The organism is Salmonella sp. SAL03688 (genome assembly GCF_046551895.1).
Classification (GTDB): Bacteria; Pseudomonadota; Gammaproteobacteria; order Enterobacterales; family Enterobacteriaceae; genus Salmonella; species Salmonella enterica.
This window is the reverse complement of the sequence record NZ_JBGDVI010000015.1, coordinates 87,161-108,052: the sequence shown is the minus strand read 5'-3', so window position 1 is coordinate 108,052 and position 20,892 is coordinate 87,161. Positions and strand designations below refer to the sequence as shown.

The window sequence follows — 20,892 nt, the reverse complement described above, 5'->3', positions numbered from 1 at the left end:
CGCAAGATGTTTTAACAAATCAAAAGGGGTTTTAATAACTGACTTAAAGCTGAAAGCTTTCCGGAACCCCCAGCCTAGCTGGGGGTTTTCCATAGACAAGAAAAAGGGCCGGATATCCGGCCCTCGCACAGTAATAACATTACTCGTCAGCGTCATCCGCAACGTCGTCATCGCTTTCCGCTTCCGGGGCGATATCCTCATCCCCTTCCGCCACGCTACCGTCGATAGCGTCGAGTTCTTCGTCATCTACCGGTTCAGCAACGCGTTGCAGACCCACCACGTTTTCATCTTCCGCCGTGCGGATAAGGATAACGCCCTGGGTATTACGTCCCACTACGCTGATCTCGGACACACGGGTACGCACCAGAGTACCGGCATCCGTGATCATCATGATCTGGTCGCAATCGTCTACCTGTACCGCACCGACAACGGAACCGTTGCGCTCGGTCACTTTGATAGAGATAACGCCCTGCGTCGCACGAGACTTGGTCGGGTACTCGTCCGCTGCGGTACGCTTCCCGTAGCCGTTTTGCGTTACGGTCAGAATAGCGCCTTCGCCGCGTGGGATGATCAGAGAGACGACTTTATCGTCTCCCGCCAGCTTAATACCGCGCACACCGGTCGCGGTACGCCCCATCGCACGGACGGCGTCTTCTTTGAAGCGCACCACTTTACCCGCGGCCGAGAACAGCATGACTTCGTCAGAACCAGAAGTCAGGTCAACGCCAATCAGCTCGTCGCCGTCGTTGAGGTTCACCGCGATAATACCGGCGGAACGCGGACGGCTGAATTCGGTCAGCGCCGTTTTCTTCACGGTACCGCTGGCGGTCGCCATAAAGACGTTGACGCCTTCTTCGTACTCACGAACCGGCAGAATCGCGGTGATACGTTCGTTGGCTTCCAGCGGCAGCAGGTTGACGATCGGACGACCGCGCGCGCCACGACTGGCTTCCGGCAACTGATAGACCTTCATCCAGTACAGACGGCCCCGGCTGGAGAAGCAGAGGATGGTGTCATGGGTGTTGGCCACCAGCAGGCGGTCGATAAAGTCTTCTTCTTTAATACGCGCGGCAGATTTACCTTTCCCACCACGACGTTGCGCTTCGTAATCCGTCAGCGGTTGATATTTGACGTAACCCTGGTGAGACAGCGTCACGACAACATCTTCCTGGCTAATCAGATCTTCGATATTAATATCGGCGCTGTTGGCGGTGATTTCGGTACGACGCTCATCGCCGAACTGATCGCGAATTAACTCCATCTCTTCGCGGATCACTTCCATCAGGCGATCGGCGCTGCCCAGAATGTGCAGCAGTTCAGCAATCTGCTCCAGCAACTCTTTGTATTCGTCGAGCAGTTTTTCATGCTCCAGACCGGTCAGTTTCTGCAAACGCAGATCCAGAATCGCCTGCGCCTGCTGCTCAGTCAGGTAATACTGACCGTCACGCACGCCAAATTCTGGCTCCAGCCATTCCGGACGCGCAGCGTCATCACCGGCGCGCTCCAGCATCGCAGCAACGTTGCCCAGATCCCACGGACGCGAAATCAGCGCCGCTTTTGCTTCTGCCGGCGTTGGCGCGCGGCGAATCAGTTCGATAATCGGGTCGATATTCGCCAGCGCAATCGCCAGAGCTTCAAGGATATGCGCGCGGTCACGGGCTTTACGCAGTTCAAAAATAGTACGACGCGTCACCACTTCACGGCGGTGGCGCACGAACGCTGAAATGATGTCTTTCAGGTTCATGATCTTCGGCTGGCCGTGATGCAGCGCCACCATGTTAATACCGAAGGAAACCTGTAGCTGGGTCTGGGAGTAGAGATTATTAAGCACCACCTCGCCCACCGCATCGCGTTTCACTTCAATCACGATGCGCATCCCGTCTTTGTCGGATTCGTCACGCAGCGCGCTGATGCCTTCCACGCGTTTATCTTTCACCAGCTCGGCGATTTTCTCGATCAGGCGCGCTTTGTTCACCTGATAGGGAATTTCATGGACGATGATGGTTTCACGGCCCGTTTTCGCGTCAGCTTCAACTTCCGCGCGGGCGCGAATGTACACTTTGCCACGACCGGTACGGTAGGCTTCTTCGATACCACGACGACCGTTGATGATCGCGGCGGTCGGGAAGTCCGGACCCGGAATATGTTCCATCAGCCCTTCAATGCTGATGTCTTCGTTGTCGATATACGCCAGGCAGCCGTTAATCACTTCCGTCAGGTTGTGCGGCGGGATATTCGTCGCCATACCAACTGCGATACCGGAAGAACCGTTCACCAGCAGATTCGGAATTTTGGTCGGCATGACGTCCGGAATTTTTTCCGTACCGTCATAGTTATCCACGAAGTCCACCGTCTCTTTTTCGAGATCGGCCATCAGTTCGTGGGCGATTTTCGCCAGACGGATCTCCGTATAACGCATTGCCGCCGCGGAGTCGCCGTCAATAGAACCGAAGTTACCCTGACCATCCACCAGCATGTAACGCAGCGAGAATGGCTGCGCCATACGAACGATGGTGTCATACACTGCGGAATCGCCGTGGGGATGGTATTTACCGATTACGTCACCAACGACACGGGCAGATTTTTTATAGGCTTTGTTCCAGTCATTGCCCAATACGTTCATGGCGTAAAGTACGCGACGGTGTACCGGCTTCAGGCCATCTCGGACATCCGGCAGCGCACGGCCAACAATGACCGACATCGCATAATCCAGATAGGAGCTCTTCAGCTCTTCCTCAATGTTGACCGGTGTAATTTCTCTCGCAAGGTCGCTCATCTAACCGCTATCCCTCTACTGTATCCCGGATTCAAAGGTCGCAAATTATAACACATTCGCCCACGTACTGGTAAACGGAATGCAGCCAGACAATGCTTTATTCGGGTGCCGCATGCTCTCTTCATTTATAAGCGTGGTCTCGGCGTTTATTGGCGATCGGCTTCAGAGGCGACACAGGGGAGATCGGGGCCTGGCCAGGAAGAGGTTAGAAAATCAATACCTCCCGTGTATACCCGTCATACTTCAAGTTTCATGTGCGTTGGCTGCGAGTTACTCGGCCCATCCCTGGGCCTCGCCCCGTCGCGGTTAGCGCAAGCGCTGTTCAAGACGGTTAACCATTTTATCCTGCAACTCGAATTATTTAGGGGATATGCCGGGAGGCATAAACCATAATCAGTATCACCAGATGCTATTTAATCACATAGGCCAGATATTCTTTCACTACCTCATCGTTTAATTCCTGACCCAATCCGGGCTGTTCCGGCGCGACATAATAGCCATTTTCCGGTTGATAATCGTGGGTACAAAGTTCCCGAATAGATGCTTTCATCGCATTGGTATGATGCTCATGAATAATAAAGTTGGGAATTGCTGTTTCCATATGCAGCGCGGCTACCGTGGAAACAGGACCGCCGCAAACATGCACCTGTACAGTGGTGTCATAAATATTAGCATAGTCACAGATTTTCTTTCCTTCGGTAATTCCGCCGCAGAGACACAAATCAGGTTGCGCTACGGCAATAGACTGCTTCTCCAGTAATTCCCTGTATCCCCATCTTGTGTAGGAACGCTCGCCAGTGGCGATTGGAATCGTTGTTGAACGGGAAACTTTCTGCATATTATCAGAATTTAATGGATGAATCGGTTCTTCATAAAGAAAGATACGATACTTTTCTATCGCCTTCGCAAATTGAATAGCTGAGTTTGTACCGAGAAGATAATGGATTTCCACGATAATATCAGCATCATCCCCCATTGCTTCACGCATAGCGGCAATTCGCGCTTCCCCCATTTTTAATTGATCGGCCAGTAACAATCCTGAATAGTTACGATTTTTATTCTGAAAAACACAGTCATCGCCATTACGATCGATTTCGAGTGGATCCACTTTAATCGCATCATATCCATCGTCAAGAGCCGCACGCGCCGCCTCAGCATATTCATCAGGTGTCACTAATATCTGGCGTTTATCCCCCCAACCAAATTGTAACTGACTAGCATAGGTTCTTAATTTTTCATTAGTTTTCCCGCCAAGGAGCTGATAAACAGGTACACCTAAATATTTACCTTTGATATCCCAAAGAGCAATATCAATAGCGCTCATTCCGGCATAAAAAACGTTCCCGCCTCCCATTCCCCAAAAAGTCTTTCTGAAAAAGAACTCCCAAATTTTTTCGATATTTAATGGATCTTCACCCACAATCAATGGCGCCAGATCTCTGATGATCCCTACGCCAGCTTTAGCGCCTGCGCCATAGGCCAGTCCTACTTCGCCAATACCACTTAATCCTGAGTCGGTATTCACCCGAATTAGTACTGGATTATAGGAGGACATCGTTTGATCTCTTTTTTTTAATTCACAGTCAAAAACTTCAATAGACGTAATTTTCATAATTTCTCCATTTATCAGGTTCGTGATACAATATTTGTTTGTTGGCTTTTTTCTTTTTTCACATCAATTTTCATTAACGCCAGAACGGCTACCGCAGCGAAGCAAAGTATTGCCTCTACAATAAATATTCCTGTCGCACCATAATGAGTAGAAACGAATCCCAGTGACTTATTAATCAGGAATCCGCCAAGACTTGAACATGAGTTAATAAACGCAATGCTGATAGCCAACCCTGACGGCGACAATAATGCAGAAGGCAGCGCCCAGTAAGGTCCGTAATAGCTGAGGATCCCAACACCATAGAACGTTAGCCCCAGCATTCTCAGCGACATTGAGGGGACAAGAGCAATCATCAGAAAACCACAGCCTGCCAGAAACATGGGTAATGCAGCATGCCATTTTCGTTCATTCTTTTTATCGGAATGCCAGCCCCACCAGGGCATGCTGAACATAGCGAAAATAAACGGAATACTCATGATTAAGCCAACGTCAGTATCCGTAAAATCAGCTGAAAATCCCTTCACCAACCCCGGCAACCAGTAGTTTGCCGCCAGAGCAGCCGCCTGAATCAACATGTAGGCGAAAGAAAGCTGAAGCAAAACTGGATTTTTGATTACGGAAAGAAAGGATGAGTTGGTATTTTTATTTAATGCAGCTGCGGTTTCATTGTCAGTGCGTAATTTATTAACTAAGGCCGATATCTGCTGTGGCGTAAGCCATTTAGCCTTTTCTGGACTGTCAGGCAGTAAATAAAATGTCAGGATGCCAAGGAATACGGTAGGGATACCTTCAATAGCAAAAAGCCAGCGCCAGCCTTCATAATCCGGGGTATTCAAATGCTCGATGATCCAACCAGACATCGGCGAAGCCAATACCGATGCAACAGCAATAGATAACATGAAGAAACTATTGACTTTTCCGCGTTCACGAGCCGGGAACCAGCATGCAAGATAATAAACCATGCCCGGGAAAAAGCCAGCTTCAAATACCCCCAAAAAAATGCGAGCCAGCAAAATATGTTGAGTATCTTTAGCAAAAAAAATCAGCCCTGTTACCGCTCCCCAGCCGATAATAATGGAACTAATCCATTTTCTTGCACCAAGCTTTTGCAAGCCAATGCTACTCGGAATTTGAAAGATTAAATATGATATGAAGAATATAGAAGAAATATTAGCGAAATCCTCAGGCGTAATACCGAGAGATTCATTCATGCGTAATGCAGCAAGCCCAATATTGACACGATCCATATAGTTAAAAAAGTAAAGAATAAAGGCCAAAGGAATGATTTTCCTTTTTACAATACGAATTGCATCGTATAAATTTTCTTGTGGACTACTCATTTTGCATCACCTTTTATGATTCAATGAATAAGGGTATTGACCGGAATCGATGTTACGTAAAAAACAATACAATTCAAAAGCTAATGTGTCATATCTGATATATCAGCAAGCAAACTTAATGAAATATACAATAACAACAATAAAGTATGTAAATTTTCTTATATCTGATATATTAGATCCGTTAATTTTGAATAAATTAATTACAATGGAGCCGGGTTTAACCATGGAGGAGAAGAAAATGAAAAATAGATTAAAGCGTGACTTTAGTCACATATCAATTGAAATACCCAAATCCATCACCCAGGTGATTAAAGAGAAAATAAGGGAGATGATTATCCATGGCGATTTCGATCTTGGGCAAGCGATCAGTGAAAATGAACTATCAAATATTCTGATGGTAAGTAAAACACCAATTCGTGAAGCTTTTATTTGGCTGAGCTATAATGAAAACCTGGTCAACATCATTCCCCGCAGTGGGACATTTGTTTTTTCTGTCACCGACGAGGATATCAATGATCTCATCAAAATGAGGGTTATCCTTGAACAGGGCGCAATTCGTGAAGCGATGGAGAAAAATGCTAACAATGTCATAGTCGAATTAAGCAATATTTTATCGAAGTCAGCAAAAATTAATGCAGAGCGAGATACGCAAGCTTACCTCAAACTGGATCATGATTTTCATTATGTTTTTGTGAAATATGCCGATAATAAATACATTTCACAAGCACACCTGTTGATCTCTGCACGTTTATTGGCAATTCGCTACAGACTGGATTTTACCGCTGAATATATCACCAGCTCTAACCGTGGACATGCCACTATTTTGGATATGTTAAAAAACAACAACGTCGAGGGCGTCTGTAATTTTATCACGCACCACATCGGTAGCGGTTTTACAGAACGCGCAAGAAAACTTCTTGCGCTGAAAGCGTAATAAAGACGGCAGTAGATATAACGCAGCGACTTTGCACCTGCTATACTGCCCCGATAGATCAATAGCGGAATCTCATGTACTCATGAACACTGAAAAACCGTCGGTAGCTCACAACGTTGACCATAATGAAATCGCCAAATTCGAAGCCGTCGCGTCGCGCTGGTGGGATCTGGAGGGCGAATTCAAGCCATTGCATCGCATCAACCCTCTACGCCTTGGCTACATTACTGAGCGCTCAGGCGGCCTGTTTGGTAAAAAGGTACTCGACGTCGGCTGCGGCGGCGGCATTCTGGCGGAAAGTATGGCACGCGAAGGCGCAACCGTCACCGGGCTGGATATGGGCTTTGAGCCTTTGCAGGTCGCCAAACTGCATGCGCTGGAAAGCGGCATCGAGGTAGAGTACGTGCAGGAGACGGTTGAGGAACATGCGGCAAAACACGCCCAGCAATACGACGTCGTCACCTGTATGGAAATGCTGGAGCACGTTCCCGATCCGCAATCGGTCGTCCACGCCTGCGCCCAACTGGTTAAACCCGGCGGCGAGGTGTTCTTCTCAACGTTGAACCGCAATGGAAAATCCTGGCTGATGGCGGTCGTCGGCGCTGAGTATATTCTGCGCATGGTGCCAAAAGGCACGCACGACGTGAAGAAATTCATTAAGCCTGCTGAACTGTTAAGCTGGGTAGATGAAACCGTCCTGAAAGAGCAACATATCACCGGGCTGCACTACAACCCGATAACCAATACTTTCAAACTCGGTCCCGGAGTAGACGTTAACTACATGTTGCATACCCGCGCTAAAAAAGCCTGACATCAAAGAATTTTCCTATAAGGGTTGCGTTAGATCATCGGGCGCAACCTTTCCCTTCGATGAAGAAATCAGCATTCGATCAACTTTTGATTTTTTTTTATGAATTGTTGACATCCTCTCCAGGCCTTATCAGACGCGCATTTAGCGATTCTTACGCTTTTGCAACCGCAATTTAACGCCAAAATCAACTCTTGTACTCAAAAGAATCCCTACTAGAATACTCACCATATAGCGTTTCACTTATCGATTACCCCCTATATATAGTATTTATCCACAGAGTTAGTCACAACGTGGCGTTGTGGATAAGCGGGGGGATATTTTTCTTTCACGGACAGGTAAACAGGTAGAAAACCACATGAATCAGAGTCTGCTGGTGACAAAGCGTGACGGCCGTACTGAGCGCATCAATCTCGACAAAATTCATCGCGTGCTTGATTGGGCGGCAGAAGGACTGAATAACGTATCGGTTTCTCAGGTCGAGCTACGCTCGCATATTCAGTTTTATGATGGGATTAAGACCTCCGATATCCATGAAACTATCATTAAGGCCGCCGCAGACCTGATCTCTCGCGATGCGCCGGATTATCAATACCTGGCTGCGCGTCTGGCGATTTTCCACCTGCGTAAGAAAGCCTTCGGCCAGTTTGAGCCGCCCGCACTTTACCACCATGTGGTAAAAATGGTTGAGCTTGGCAAATACGACAATCATCTGCTGGAAGACTACACGGAAGAAGAGTTCAAGCAGATGGATTCGTTTATCGTTCACGATCGCGATATGACCTTCTCCTACGCTGCCGTTAAGCAGCTGGAAGGGAAATATCTGGTGCAAAACCGCGTGACCGGCGAAATCTATGAAAGCGCACAGTTCCTCTACATTCTGGTAGCGGCCTGCCTGTTCTCGAACTACCCGCGTGAAACGCGTCTTGACTATGTAAAACGTTTTTACGATGCGGTCTCTACGTTCAAAATCTCGCTGCCGACGCCCATCATGTCCGGTGTGCGTACCCCAACCCGTCAGTTCAGCTCCTGCGTACTGATCGAGTGTGGCGACAGTCTGGATTCCATCAACGCCACCTCCAGCGCTATCGTGAAATACGTTTCTCAGCGCGCCGGTATCGGCATCAACGCTGGCCGCATTCGTGCGCTGGGCAGCCCGATTCGCGGCGGCGAGGCCTTCCACACCGGCTGCATCCCGTTCTACAAGCACTTCCAGACGGCGGTGAAATCCTGTTCGCAGGGCGGCGTGCGCGGCGGCGCGGCGACACTGTTCTACCCGATGTGGCACCTGGAAGTGGAAAGCCTGCTGGTACTGAAAAACAACCGTGGCGTGGAAGGTAACCGCGTACGTCACATGGACTACGGCGTACAGATCAACAAACTGATGTATACCCGCCTGCTGAAGGGCGGCGACATTACGCTGTTCAGTCCGTCCGATGTACCCGGGCTATACGATGCGTTCTTCGCCGACCAGGACGAATTCGAACGCCTGTACGTGAAATATGAAAACGACGACAGCATCCGCAAACAGCGTGTGAAAGCGGTCGAACTGTTCTCGCTGATGATGCAGGAACGCGCCTCTACCGGTCGTATCTATATCCAGAACGTTGACCACTGCAATACTCACAGTCCGTTCGATCCGGTTGTCGCCCCGGTACGCCAGTCTAACCTGTGTCTGGAGATTGCCCTGCCGACCAAACCGCTGAACGATGTCAACGATGAAAACGGCGAAATTGCGTTGTGTACGTTGTCTGCATTCAACCTGGGCGCCATTAAAACTCTGGACGAGCTGGAAGAACTGGCTATTCTGGCAGTACGCGCTTTGGATGCTCTGCTCGATTATCAGGATTACCCGATTCCGGCTGCCAAACGCGGCGCAATGGGCCGTCGTACGCTGGGCATTGGCGTGATTAACTTCGCCTACTGGCTGGCGAAAAACGGTAAACGTTATTCCGACGGCAGCGCCAATAATCTGACGCATAAAACCTTTGAAGCCATTCAGTACTATCTGCTTAAAGCGTCCAACGAACTGGCGAAAGAGCAAGGCGCCTGCCCATGGTTCAACGAAACCACCTATGCAAAAGGCATTTTGCCGATCGACACCTACAAAAAAGATCTGGATGCGATCGTCAACGAACCGCTGCACTACGACTGGGAACAGCTGCGTGAGTCGATCAAAACCCACGGTCTGCGTAACTCCACGCTATCGGCGCTAATGCCGTCGGAAACGTCGTCCCAGATCTCCAACGCCACCAACGGCATTGAGCCGCCGCGCGGCTACGTCAGCATCAAGGCCTCGAAAGACGGTATTTTGCGTCAGGTCGTGCCGGATTATGAGCATCTGAAAGACGCTTACGAACTGTTGTGGGAGATGCCGAACAACGACGGTTATCTGCAACTGGTGGGTATCATGCAGAAGTTTATCGATCAGTCGATTTCCGCCAATACCAACTACGATCCGTCACGTTTCCCGTCAGGAAAAGTGCCGATGCAGCAACTGCTGAAAGATTTGCTCACCGCGTATAAGTTTGGCGTGAAAACTCTGTACTATCAAAATACCCGCGACGGCGCGGAAGATGCGCAGGACGATTTGGCGCCTTCTATTCAGGACGATGGCTGCGAAAGCGGCGCTTGTAAGATCTGATGAATAGTGCCGGGTAGCGCTATGCTTACCCGGCCTACGATTGTACGGTTTGTAGGCCGGATAAGGCGCTTGCGCCGCCATCCGGCGCTCATCCCATAAAGGATTCACTTCAATGGCATACACCACTTTTTCACAGACGAAAAACGATCAGCTCAAGGAACCCATGTTCTTTGGCCAGCCGGTCAACGTTGCACGCTATGACCAGCAGAAATATGACATCTTCGAAAAACTGATCGAAAAACAGCTCTCTTTCTTCTGGCGTCCGGAAGAGGTCGACGTCTCCCGCGATCGTATCGATTATCAGGCGTTGCCGGAGCACGAAAAACATATCTTCATCAGCAACCTCAAATACCAGACGCTGCTGGATTCCATTCAGGGACGTAGCCCGAACGTCGCCCTGCTGCCGCTCATTTCCATCCCGGAGCTGGAGACGTGGGTAGAGACCTGGGCGTTTTCTGAGACGATTCACTCACGATCCTACACCCACATTATTCGTAACATCGTCAACGATCCGGCTGTCGTTTTTGACGATATCGTGACCAATGAGCAAATTCAGAAGCGCGCCGAAGGGATCTCCGCCTACTACGACGAACTTATTGAGATGACCAGTTACTGGCACCTGCTCGGTGAAGGCACCCATACCGTTAATGGCAAAACGGTTGTCGTGAATCTGCGTGAGCTGAAGAAAAAACTGTATCTGTGCCTGATGAGCGTGAACGCGCTGGAAGCCATCCGCTTCTACGTCAGCTTCGCCTGCTCTTTCGCATTTGCCGAGCGTGAACTGATGGAAGGCAACGCCAAAATTATCCGTCTGATCGCCCGTGACGAAGCTCTGCATCTGACCGGCACGCAACATATGCTGAACCTGTTGCGTAGCGGCGTGGACGACCCGGAGATGGCGGAAATCGCCGAAGAGTGTAAACAGGAATGTTATGACCTGTTCGTGCAGGCGGCGCAGCAGGAAAAAGAGTGGGCGGACTATCTGTTCCGCGACGGTTCGATGATCGGCCTGAATAAAGATATCCTGTGCCAATACGTTGAATATATTACTAATATTCGTATGCAGGCGGTGGGGCTGGATCTGCCGTTCCAGACCCGCTCCAACCCAATCCCGTGGATCAATACCTGGTTGGTGTCCGATAACGTTCAGGTCGCGCCACAGGAAGTGGAAGTTAGCTCTTATCTGGTCGGACAAATCGATTCGGAAGTCGATACTGACGATCTGAGTAATTTCCAGCTCTGATGGGACGCGTCACGCTGCGTATCACTGGCACACAACTGCTGTGCCAGGATGAACACCCTTCTCTGCTGGCCGCGCTGGAATCGCATAACGTTGAGGTGGAGTATCAGTGCCGCGAAGGGTATTGCGGCTCCTGTCGTACCCGGCTGGTTGCCGGTCAGGTTGACTGGATTACGGAACCTTTAGCGTTTATCCAGCCGGGAGAGATTTTGCCCTGCTGCTGCAGGGCAAAAGGCGATATCGAAATAGAGATGTAACTCAGTGCAACTCGCTGGTGGAAACCAAAGGCATCGCGCCACGTTTTTTCATCTGCACGGCATACAGTGCGCCAGCGAGTACCACCAGCACCGCACCAGCGACATAAATCATACGATAGCCAACCGACTCAACCATCATTCCCATGATAAAGGCGCCAATCGCCATTCCGGCATCCATCGCGTTAAAGAACAGTGAATTCGCCACGCCGATTTTATGCGGTTCAACCGAGCTGATAATTTGCGTCTGGAAAACCGGCGTGACCGAACCGTAGCCGATACCGATTAGCCCGCCGGAAATAATCATCATGATGCTGCCATTGGTGTAGCCCAGCGCCACCAGACCGATGGTAAAAGCCAACAGGCATGGGTAAACAACATATTTCGGCCCTTTTTTATCACAAATATTCCCGGTGAAGGTACGACATATCATCAGGAAAATAGCGTAGCACAGCAGGAAATTACTGGCCGCCGCCATCAAATCCAGCTCACGAGCATACAGCGCCAGGAAAGCCGACACGCCGGCATAGGAGAAAGTCATAAAAAAGGTGACCAGCGCAAAAGGCAAGGCGGCGCGGTCAAACATCGCGGCAAAACCCAGATTCGGTTTCGAACCATCGGCATGACGAATTACCGGAGGGACCGTCACAATCAGGGAAAGCAAAATCCCTAACACCGCTACAGCGGAACAAAGCCAGAATGCGGCAGTGAACGCGTTCCAGCGGGCCATATTCAAACCGATCCACGGTCCTACGACCATCGCCAGGCCCATCGCTAAAGAGAAAAAGCTGATGCCCTCTCCACGTCGGGAGGCCGGAATCAACCGCGCTGAAATAGTTCCTTTTACCGTGGTAATAACACCAAACGTAATCCCATGAAGTACGCGGATAAAGAGCAGCGACTCAATGGAATGGCAAACCGGATACAGAGCGGTAATCACCAAAAAAGCCAGAGAAGAGAGCACCAGAATCTTTTTATTCGAATATTTTCCCACCCACTGTCCGGCAAACGGCCGAATAACAATTGCCGCAGCCAGGAAACATGTCACTAACAATCCTGCCTTATCTGCAGAAGCATGCAGGCGGTCAGCGATATAAATGGGTAATAAGGTTAGCAGTACATAAAAAACAAAAAAGATAATAAAACTAACTATGGTTATTGCCCAAAAATCCTTCGTCCATAATTTTTCTTTCATTCTTAACGACCCGTTCAGATGGCGCACGCAGGCAACGCTCAGCTCAACTGAACACCTATCAGGTGCGTCAAAATGTGATGTATTCGATAGAATCGCAGTATAAACAAGTGCACTCTATTAGAAAAATTAATCGTTTTAATTATATTAATTAGGTTTTACTAATGACACTAACCCAAATCCACGCCCTGCTTGCCGTACTGGAGTACGGCGGATTTACCGAGGCCAGCAAACGGCTATACATGACGCAATCCGCCGTCAGCCAGGCCATCTCCGCGCTTGAGGAGGAGCTCGGCGTTGACATATTGATTCGTGAGCGTCGTAAAGAGATTGAGCTTACCGCCGCCGGTAGCCGCATCGTCAGGCACTTACGCGCGATCCAGCGCGACGTCAACGCGGTAAAAGAGATTGCCGAACAAGAAAAAAAGAACCCGGCCCGTACGCTACGGATTGGCTGTTTTCCCAGCGCCTGCGCCTGCATTTTACCCGGCGTCATTCGCTATTTTGAAAGCCATCATCCAAATGTAAAAATTATCCCTTATGAAGAGAACAGTACGGCTATTATTGATTCGCTGCAGGACGGAAGTATTGATGCCGGTTTCGTTCCTTTCCCGGTCAATGGTATGTATTGCGTCCCCATTTACCGGGATAAATTCACCGTAGTGGTGCCTGAAAATCATCCCCTGGCGACCAACAGTACAGTAACAGTCGAAGAACTGATGGACGAACCACTTATTGTCAGTAAAGGTCGTTATGAATTAAGCATTATGGCGTTGTTTAAAGAAAAGGGGATTGAGCCGATATTTAAATATGAATTTAACCATCCCGATACTGCGCTGAATTTTATTCGCCAGGGATTAGGCATCGCCTTATTGCCAGAATTAACCTTAAAAGCCACGACAGGAAAATTATGCTCCGTGGCGCTGGAACCCACCTTTTATCGACAAATTTCCCTGTTAGCAAAAGAACCGCCGGTAGAAGGAAGTCCGCTATTTTTATTACAAAAATGTATGGAAACACTGACCGATGAGGGTTTGCTATAAAACAATACCGCCTGATGGCATTGCGTTTACCAGACCTACGCTGGCAAACGTTGCGCCAGGCCGGATGAGGCGTTTATGCCCTCATCCGGCGCTTCACTTCGACTATGGCAAACCTTTAGTCATTTTTTTGCAGGAACATGACCGCCTTATCCGGGAAGTCGGTGAACAGCCCGTCGACGCCCGCCTTGTTATACAGGATGTCGTACAACTGATTAACGTCTGTGGCATAGTCCGGCAATTGATCGGCACGCACAGTGTAAGGATGCACTACCATCTTATTCTGATGCGCGTCTTGCACCATTCCAGTCAGTTTGATATTCCCTTTTGTTGAGCCTTCCGCGACCAGCATATGGTAATCCGGACCAATACCGTCCGCATATTCCGCCACCTGCTTCATAGCGCCCGGCTTAAACATCCAGTCGTAGTTGTAATTTACCCAACGACCGTCCGGCTGTTTCTGCTGTGTTTCATTCCAGTCGGTATACGCAATAAGTTGAACCAGATTGAGATCCATCCCCATTTTGGGTTCCAGTTCATTCTTAATACGTTTCAGCTCAGCGACATCAAAACACTGCAAATAGACATTGTCCTGCTTGCCGGTGTAACCATATTTCTTCAGCACTTCCAGCGTTTTCGCGGCAATATCTTTCCCTTCCTGATGATGGAACCACGGTGCTTTAATTTCCGGATAAATACCGATATTTTTACCGGTAGAGTGATTTAATCCCTGAACGAATTCAATTTCCTCTTCAAAGGTATGAATGCGGAAATCTGATTTTCCCATCGGGAAACGGCCCGGATAAGTTTGTACTTTTTTGCCGTTTTCAATATCAAACCCTTCAGTAAACTTCAGGGATTTAATTTCATCCAGCGTAAAATCGATAGCGTAATAGCGCCCATCTTTACGCGCCCGGTCCGGAAAACGGTCTGCGACGTCAGTCACCCGGTCAAGGTAGTGGTCATGGAGGACGACCAGATGGTCGTCCTTTGTCATCACCAAATCCTGTTCCAGATAATCTGCCCCTTGCGCATACGCCATCGCTTTCGCCGGTAGCGTATGCTCCGGCAGATAACCGCTGGCGCCACGGTGGGCGATAACGACTTTTTCAGCCGCCACGGCGCCGCTTCCGATGGCCATTCCTGCCAACATCAACGCCACGCTAAGATTTTTCAGTGTGGTTTTCATGTTATTAGCCTCCGTTGCGTTTTAACTGCTGCTCATCATGATGGCGTTTTTCGCCAATCATCACGACCACCAGCAGGATTACCGCCAGAATGCTGCCGCCAATCATCACCATAAAGCCGCCATCCCAACCGAAGAAGTCAACGGTATAACCCACAATGGCGCTTGCAGCGACAGAACCGCCCAGATAACCAAACAGACCGGTAAAGCCCGCCGCCGTACCCGCCGCTTTTTTCGGCGCCAGTTCCAGCGCATGCAGACCGATCAACATTACCGGGCCGTAGATCAGGAAGCCGATGATAATCATACAAGCCATATCAACGTTCGGGTTTCCTGCCGGGTTCATCCAGTAAACGATGGTCGCGATAGTCACCAGGGTCATAAAGAATACGCCGGTCGCGCCACGGTTGCCGCGGAAGACTTTATCCGACATCCAGCCACACAGCAGCGTGCCCGGAATACCCGCGTATTCATACAGGAAGTAGGCCCAGGAGGATTTATCCAGTGCGAAATGCTTCACTTCTTTCAGGTAGGTCGGCGACCAGTCGAGGATGCCGTAGCGCAGCAGATAAACAAACACGTTGGCGATAGCGATGTACCACAACAGTTTGTTTGGCAGTACGTACTGCATGAAGATCTGCTTCGCAGTCAGCTCTTCTTCCGCTTTTTCGTTGTAGTCGTCCGGATAGTCGTTTTTATACTCTTCGATAGGCGGCAGACCGCAGGATTGCGGCGTATCGCGCATCATTGCGAAAGCGAACAGCGCCACCACAATCGCGCCAAAGGCTGGCATATAGAGCGCCGCTTTCCAGTCGTTAAACCACGCCATCCCCAGCAGGAACAGCAGTGGCGGGATCCCGCCGCCGACGTTATGCGCGCAGTTCCAGACCGACACAATGCCGCCGCGTTCTTTCTGCGACCACCAGTGAACCATCGTACGTCCGCACGGCGGCCACCCCATCCCCTGGAACCAGCCGCAAAGGAACAACAGTACAAACATCACGGCGATGCTGGATGTCGCCCACGGTACAAAGCCCATAAACAACATGACTGCTGCGGCCAGAATCAACCCTGCCGGCAGGAAAACGCGCGGATTCGAGCGATCGGACACCGAACCCATTATAAATTTCGAAAAACCATAAGCGATGGAAATCCCGGACAGCGCAAAGCCCAGATCGCCGCGTGAAAAACCCTGTTCTACCAGGTAGGGCATCGCGAGGGCAAAGTTCTTGCGCACCAGATAATACGCGGCATAGCCAAAGAATATCCCCAGGAAAATCTGCCAGCGTAATCGGCGATAGGTCGGATCAATCTCCGCCGCTGGCAAGCGCGCTTTATGCGGCGCTGGTTTAAAAATACTCAACATATTGTAGCCTCCGTGGCCCGTATTTTATTTAGAGGTAAACACCGCAGTTTGTTCAAACAACCCCGCTGCTCCCAGTGTGGCCGCGATGTTAAGTAAAGATACGTCACGTTAATGTGAATTACAGCACATATTGTTACAGATTTATGACTAATGTTCAGAAAGGCGCACGAAATCACGTTTCATTTTCGAATAGTGAGCGATTATGCGCGAAATCAAACATTCCATATGATTTGTATGGCTAAATGATAAAAAACGAACTGTGAGGAAAAACAATGAAAACTCGCGACTCGCAAGCAAGTGACGTGATTATCATTGGCGGTGGAGCAACAGGCGCAGGGATCGCCCGCGACTGCGCGCTGCGCGGTTTACGTGTCGTTCTGGTGGAGCGGCATGATATAGCGACCGGCGCGACCGGGCGTAACCACGGGCTGCTGCACAGCGGCGCTCGTTATGCGGTTACCGATGCGGAATCCGCGCGCGAGTGCATTAGTGAAAACCAGATTTTAAAACGGATCGCCCGCCATTGCGTCGAACCGACGGATGGTCTGTTTATTACGTTGCCGGAAGATGATCTTGCGTTTCAGGCCACCTTTATTCGCGCCTGTGAAGCGGCAGGCATTCGCGCTGAAGCCATCGATCCGCAGCAGGCTCGCATCATCGAACCCTCCGTTAATCCTGCGCTCATCGGTGCGGTAAAAGTGCCGGATGGCACCGTGGACCCTTTCCGCCTTACCGCCGCCAATATGCTGGATGCCAGAGAACATGGCGCAATCGTGTTAACGGCGCATGAAGTGACCGGGCTCATTCGTGAAGGCGCAACGGTCTGCGGCGTCCATGTGCGCAACCATCTCACTGGCGAAACCCAGACGCTTCACGCGCCGGTGGTGGTCAATGCGGCAGGTATCTGGGGGCAACGGATCGCCGAATACGCCGACCTGAGTATTCGCATGTTCCCGGCGAAAGGCTCGCTGTTGATCATGGACCATCGGATCAACCAGCATGTCATTAACCGCTGCCGGAAACCATCGGATGCCGACATTCTGGTACCTGGCGATACGATTTCACTGATCGGCACCACCTCTACCCATATTGATTACAATGAGATAGACAGCAACCGCGTCACCGCAGATGAAGTCGATATCCTGCTGCGTGAAGGGGAAAAACTGGCCCCTGTCATGGCGAAGACGCGTATTCTGCGCGCGTATTCCGGCGTCCGCCCGCTGGTGGCCAGCGATGACGATCCCAGCGGTCGTAACGTCAGCCGCGGTATTGTGTTGTTCGACCACGCCGAACGCGACGGGCTTGAAGGCTTTATTACCATTACCGGCGGGAAGCTAATGACTTACCGCCTGATGGCGGAATGGGCGACCGATGCCGTGTGCCGCAAGTTGGGCAATACTCGCCCCTGCATCACGGCGGATACGCCGTTGCCTGGCTCAAAAGAGTCTACGGAACATACGCTGAAACGCATTATCTCGCTTCCCGCGCCGCTACGCGGATCGGCGGTTTATCGGCATGGCGATCGCACGCCGGGGTGGCTGAGTGAAGGCCGCCAACACCGTAGCCTGGTCTGTGAATGCGAGGCCGTCACGGCGGGGGAAGTGCAGTATGCCGTCGAAAACTTAACCGTGAATAGCCTGCTGGATCTGCGCCGTCGCACCCGCGTAGGGATGGGCACTTGCCAGGGCGAGCTATGCGCCTGCCGCGCGGCCGGGCTATTGCAGCGTTTTAATGTGACGACCGCGGCGCAATCTATTACGCAACTCTCTGAATTTCTGAATGAGCGCTGGAAAGGCGTACAACCTGTCGCCTGGGGAGACGCGCTGCGCGAAAGCGAATTCACGCGCTGGGTTTATCAGGGATTATGCGGTCTGGAGAAGGAGCACCAGGATGAAATTTGATACGGTTATTATGGGCGGCGGTCTCGCCGGTTTGCTATGCGGACTGCAACTCCAGCAGCATGGATTACGCTGCGCCATCGTCACCCGCGGACAAAGCGCGCTGCATTTTTCCTCCGGCTCGCTGGATCTGCTCAGCACCCTGCCCGACGGCCAACCGGTAACCGACATTACCGCCGGGCTTGATGCGCTGTGCCGCCAGGCGCCTGAACATCCTTATTCGCGTTTAGGCGCGCAAAAAATCCTTACGCTGGCGCAACAGGCGCAAACACTACTTAACGCCAGCGGCGCGCAGTTATACGGCGACGTACAGCAGGCGCACCAGCGTGTCACGCCGCTTGGCACATTGCGTTCAACCTGGCTTAGCTCGCCGGAAGTACCGGTCTGGCCGTTATCCGCACAGCGAATTTGCGTCGTCGGCGTTAGCGGATTACTGGATTTCCAGGCGCACCTTGCGGCAGCGTCGCTGCGCCAACGCGACCTCAACGTGGAAACCGCAGAAATCGACCTTCCGGAACTGGACGTACTGCGTGATAACCCGACGGAATTTCGCGCGGTCAATATTGCGCGTCTACTTGATAACGAAGAAAAATGGCCACTGCTGTACGACGCGCTGTCGCCAATAGCGACAAACTGCGACATGATCATCATGCCCGCCTGTTTCGGGCTGGCGAACGATACGCTGTGGCGCTGGCTTAACGAACGTCTGCCCTGCGCGCTCACGCTGCTGCCGACGCTGCCGCCATCGGTGCTCGGTATTCGTCTGCACAATCAACTCCAGCGCCAGTTTGTCCGTCAGGGCGGCATCTGGATGCCGGGCGATGAAGTGAAGAAAGTCACCTGCCGTCGCGGTACCGTGAGCGAAATATGGACCCGCAACCATGCCGATATCCCACTGCGCCCGCGTTTTGCCGTACTTGCCAGCGGTAGCTTCTTTAGTAGCGGGCTGGTTGCCGAGCGCGAAGGGATCCGCGAACCTATTTTAGGGCTCGACGTACAGCAAACGGCCACCCGCGCCGAATGGTATCAACAACATTTCTTCGACCCACAGCCCTGGCAGCAGTTTGGCGTCGTGACGGATGACGCTTTCCGCCCCTCCCTTGCGGGCAACACGGTAGAAAATCTGTATGCAATAGGTTCTGTGCTGGCGGGATTCGATCCTATAGCTGAGGGATGCGGCGGCGGCGTCTGCGCAGTCAGCGCCCTCCAGGCCGCGCACCATATCGCTGAGCGTGCAGGAGAACAGCAATGAGCGACACACGTTTTGAAAGTTGTATTAAATGTACGGTGTGCACCACCGCGTGCCCGGTCAGCCGCGTTAATCCTGGCTACCCTGGCCCTAAACAGGCCGGACCGGATGGCGAACGCCTGCGTCTGAAAGACGGCGCACTGTATGATGAGGCGCTGAAATATTGCATTAACTGCAAACGGTGTGAGGTCGCCTGTCCGTCGGACGTGAAGATTGGCGATATCATCCAGCGCGCCCGCGCGAAATACGATACGACGCGCCCGTCATTGCGTAACTTTATTCTCAGCCATACCGATCTGATGGGCAGCGTTTCAACGCCGTTCGCGCCGGTGGTCAATACCGCCACCGCATTAAAGCCAGTGCGCCAGTTGCTTGATTACGCGCTCAAAATCGATCATCGCCGCACCTTACCAAAATACTCTTTCGGCACCTTCCGCCGCTGGTATCGTAGCGTGGCGGCGCAGCAGGCTAAATACAAAGATCAGGTCGCCTTTTTCCATGGCTGTTTTGTGAATTACAACCATCCGCAGCTCGGAAAAGATCTGATTAAGGTGCTGAACGCAATGGGTACTGGCGTACAGTTACTGAGTAAAGAGAAGTGTTGCGGCGTACCGCTGATCGCTAACGGTTTTACGGATAAAGCTCGCAAACAGGCTATCAGCAATGTAGAGTCGCTACGCGAGGCGATTGCCGTCAAAGGTATTCCGGTCATCGCCACGTCATCCACCTGTACGTTTGCGTTGCGCGATGAATATCCTGAAGTGCTGGACGTGGACAACGCCGGGCTGCGCGAACATATCGAGCTGGCCACCCGCTGGCTATGGCGCAAACTGGATGCCGGGAAAACGCTGCCGCTTAATCCTTTGCCGCTGAAAGTGGTCTACCATACGCCGTGTCATATGGAAAAAATGGGCTGGACGCTTTACACGCTTGAATTATTGCGGCAAATTCCGGGGCTTGAATTGACGGTACTTGATTCACAGTGCTGCGGCATTGCCGGTACGTATGGATTTAAAAAGGAAAACTATCCGACATCACAGTCCATCGGCGCGCCGCTGTTCCGCCAGATTGAAGAGAGCGGCGCCGACATTGTCGTCACCGATTGTGAAACCTGTAAGTGGCAAATTGAGATGTCTACAAGCAAGCGCTGCGAACACCCCATTACGCTACTGGCCCAGGCGCTCGGCTAAGTAAAAAGCGCCGGAGCCCCTCCGGCGCCATTACCCTACTCACCAGGGCCGATTTTCCATCAGACATATACCCTTCATACTTCAAGTTGCTTATGTGTTGGCTACGGATTATTTTGGGTATAAACGCGGATGTCTCTTTGCAATAACCTGCCCTATTTGGTCA

The 20,892-nt window shown here is 51.1% G+C and carries 15 protein-coding genes; 9 read left to right on the top strand and 6 right to left on the bottom strand.

Going from position 1 to position 20,892, the window contains the following annotated elements; genetic code table 11:
• Positions 1 to 139: 139 nt before the first annotated feature.
• The 3 genes from gyrA to ACLJR2_RS15990 form a co-directional block, all read right to left on the bottom strand.
• Positions 140 to 2,776 carry a DNA topoisomerase (ATP-hydrolyzing) subunit A gene (gyrA, locus tag ACLJR2_RS16000; RefSeq protein ID WP_001281271.1) on the bottom strand — a complete coding sequence of 879 codons (2,637 nt, stop codon included), beginning with the start codon at positions 2,774 to 2,776 and terminating at the stop codon, positions 140 to 142.
• A gap of 409 nt (positions 2,777 to 3,185) precedes the next feature.
• On the bottom strand, positions 3,186 to 4,388 hold the full coding sequence (locus ACLJR2_RS15995) for a mandelate racemase/muconate lactonizing enzyme family protein (protein WP_000705582.1): 1,203 nt from the start codon (positions 4,386 to 4,388) through the stop codon (positions 3,186 to 3,188).
• Between the two features lie 14 nt (positions 4,389 to 4,402).
• Positions 4,403 to 5,728, bottom strand: coding sequence for an MFS transporter (locus ACLJR2_RS15990; RefSeq protein ID WP_000098087.1), 1,326 nt, complete (start codon positions 5,726 to 5,728; stop codon positions 4,403 to 4,405).
• A 49-nt stretch (positions 5,729 to 5,777) separates the two neighbouring features.
• On the opposite strand from ACLJR2_RS15990, the gene ACLJR2_RS15985 reads away from it, so the two are divergent.
• The 5 genes from ACLJR2_RS15985 to yfaE all read left to right on the top strand — a co-directional run bounded on the left by ACLJR2_RS15985 (position 5,778) and on the right by yfaE (position 11,611).
• Complete coding sequence (locus ACLJR2_RS15985) at positions 5,778 to 6,662, top strand: GntR family transcriptional regulator (protein WP_000944714.1); 885 nt, start codon at positions 5,778 to 5,780, stop codon at positions 6,660 to 6,662.
• An 82-nt stretch (positions 6,663 to 6,744) separates the two neighbouring features.
• Positions 6,745 to 7,473, top strand: a complete 729-nt coding sequence (ubiG, locus tag ACLJR2_RS15980) for a bifunctional 2-polyprenyl-6-hydroxyphenol methylase/3-demethylubiquinol 3-O-methyltransferase UbiG (protein WP_001091009.1) — start codon at positions 6,745 to 6,747, stop codon at positions 7,471 to 7,473.
• 355 nt (positions 7,474 to 7,828) lie between these two features.
• Positions 7,829 to 10,114, top strand: coding sequence for a class 1a ribonucleoside-diphosphate reductase subunit alpha (gene nrdA / locus ACLJR2_RS15975; RefSeq protein WP_001076494.1), 2,286 nt, complete (start codon positions 7,829 to 7,831; stop codon positions 10,112 to 10,114).
• A gap of 112 nt (positions 10,115 to 10,226) precedes the next feature.
• Positions 10,227 to 11,357, top strand: a complete 1,131-nt coding sequence (gene nrdB, locus ACLJR2_RS15970) for a class Ia ribonucleoside-diphosphate reductase subunit beta (RefSeq protein ID WP_000332026.1) — start codon at positions 10,227 to 10,229, stop codon at positions 11,355 to 11,357.
• Positions 11,357 to 11,611, top strand: coding sequence for a ferredoxin-like diferric-tyrosyl radical cofactor maintenance protein YfaE (yfaE, locus tag ACLJR2_RS15965; protein ID WP_000533921.1), 255 nt, complete (start codon positions 11,357 to 11,359; stop codon positions 11,609 to 11,611). Before nrdB ends, yfaE begins: the two co-directional genes overlap by 1 nt.
• A 1-nt stretch (position 11,612) precedes the next feature.
• Here the strand turns inward: yfaE and ACLJR2_RS15960 are convergent, their stop codons facing one another.
• Complete coding sequence (locus ACLJR2_RS15960; protein ID WP_000660250.1) at positions 11,613 to 12,803, bottom strand: MFS transporter; 1,191 nt, start codon at positions 12,801 to 12,803, stop codon at positions 11,613 to 11,615.
• 161 nt (positions 12,804 to 12,964) lie between these two features.
• On the opposite strand from ACLJR2_RS15960, the gene ACLJR2_RS15955 reads away from it, so the two are divergent.
• A complete protein-coding gene (locus tag ACLJR2_RS15955; protein ID WP_000176721.1) occupies positions 12,965 to 13,843 on the top strand; it encodes a LysR family transcriptional regulator in 879 nt (292 codons plus the stop codon).
• A 115-nt stretch (positions 13,844 to 13,958) separates the two neighbouring features.
• Here the strand turns inward: ACLJR2_RS15955 and glpQ are convergent, their stop codons facing one another.
• Complete coding sequence (gene glpQ, locus ACLJR2_RS15950; RefSeq protein WP_000858946.1) at positions 13,959 to 15,029, bottom strand: glycerophosphodiester phosphodiesterase; 1,071 nt, start codon at positions 15,027 to 15,029, stop codon at positions 13,959 to 13,961.
• A gap of 4 nt (positions 15,030 to 15,033) precedes the next feature.
• Positions 15,034 to 16,392, bottom strand: a complete 1,359-nt coding sequence (glpT, locus tag ACLJR2_RS15945) for a glycerol-3-phosphate transporter (RefSeq protein ID WP_000948740.1) — start codon at positions 16,390 to 16,392, stop codon at positions 15,034 to 15,036.
• Between the two features lie 272 nt (positions 16,393 to 16,664).
• Here glpT and glpA point away from each other — a divergent pair, with 272 nt between their 5' ends.
• From glpA to glpC, 3 genes are read left to right on the top strand one after another with little or no spacing between them, the layout of a single operon-like run.
• Complete coding sequence (glpA, locus tag ACLJR2_RS15940; protein WP_000857218.1) at positions 16,665 to 18,293, top strand: anaerobic glycerol-3-phosphate dehydrogenase subunit A; 1,629 nt, start codon at positions 16,665 to 16,667, stop codon at positions 18,291 to 18,293.
• A complete protein-coding gene (gene glpB / locus ACLJR2_RS15935) occupies positions 18,283 to 19,542 on the top strand; it encodes a glycerol-3-phosphate dehydrogenase subunit GlpB (protein WP_000667160.1) in 1,260 nt (419 codons plus the stop codon). The genes glpA and glpB overlap by 11 nt, the downstream gene beginning before the upstream one ends.
• Entirely contained in the window at positions 19,539 to 20,729 is a 1,191-nt protein-coding gene (glpC, locus tag ACLJR2_RS15930) for an anaerobic glycerol-3-phosphate dehydrogenase subunit GlpC (protein ID WP_001285726.1), read from the top strand. The genes glpB and glpC overlap by 4 nt, the downstream gene beginning before the upstream one ends.
• Positions 20,730 to 20,892 lie beyond the last annotated feature (163 nt).